The organism is Haloferula rosea, from assembly GCF_016595525.1.
In the GTDB taxonomy this organism is placed as follows: Bacteria; Verrucomicrobiota; Verrucomicrobiia; order Verrucomicrobiales; family Akkermansiaceae; genus Haloferula; species Haloferula rosea.
In genome coordinates this window covers 1-742 of sequence record NZ_JAENII010000050.1, presented here as the reverse complement: position 1 = coordinate 742, position 742 = coordinate 1, and the positions used below count along the sequence as shown (strand labels likewise).

The following is a 742-nucleotide window of genomic DNA, read 5'->3' as shown; positions in this document are numbered from 1 at the left end:
TTTGGCGATTCGCCGCACCACCCGCTCGAAGGTGGTGTGGGTGGTCGCGACCGAACTGTAGTGGCGGACCTCCCCTCCGGCGCCGGGATCGGCGATGGCGACGGTGGTTTGTGCTTTATGGACGTCGAGTCCGAGGTAGAGTTTCTGCGGTGTGTCTGAGTTCGTTTTCATTGTTCGTAATGCATTGAATGTGGATAGGCCCCGACCTGTCGGGGTAGCCCACGAGTTGAACCAGACACACCACTTCTCTTACCAACCTGAAATCGGCCCGAAATGCTGCGCCCAGATCAACCGGCAGCCATAGGGTCTCGGCAAAAATAAGACAATGCACCCAATGGAACTATTCACAGACGACGGCACCTTCTCTGGAAGAGGCTATGTCACCGGAGAAGTGGGTGCGCGCCAAGGGAGATTTATGTGCAAAGCTGAACCAAGAGGCAGTGCTGTGCTGGCAGGCCCATTAGCAATACGACTAGATGAGTCTATTCTTAAGATCAGTCCACTAGATCACCAGCTCGGAGGATTTTGGGGCCTTGAGCTTTCGTTCAAGGAACTATCAGATGCCGAAGAACATCAAGCCAACCCCAAAGATAGCTGGTGAGCTTGCCTCACAGCTATCCGTTGTTGCACGGGCCCGGCCTTGTTGGGATCAGCGGGATCTTGTGTGCTTTGGCGATTCGCCGCACCACCCGCTCGAAGGTGGTGTGGGTGGTCGCGACCGAACTGTAGTGGCGGACCTCCC

The 742-nt window shown here is 56.1% G+C and carries 1 protein-coding gene; it reads left to right on the top strand.

The window, feature by feature from the left end:
* Positions 1-334 precede the first annotated feature (334 nt).
* Complete coding sequence (locus JIN81_RS18785; RefSeq protein WP_200283623.1) at positions 335-601, top strand: hypothetical protein; 267 nt, start codon at positions 335-337, stop codon at positions 599-601.
* Positions 602-742 lie beyond the last annotated feature (141 nt).

Coding starts and splice junctions, on each gene's coding strand:
- JIN81_RS18785 (WP_200283623.1), top strand. CDS start 335: ATGGAACTATTCACAGACGACGGCACCTTCTCTGGAAGAGGCTATGTC.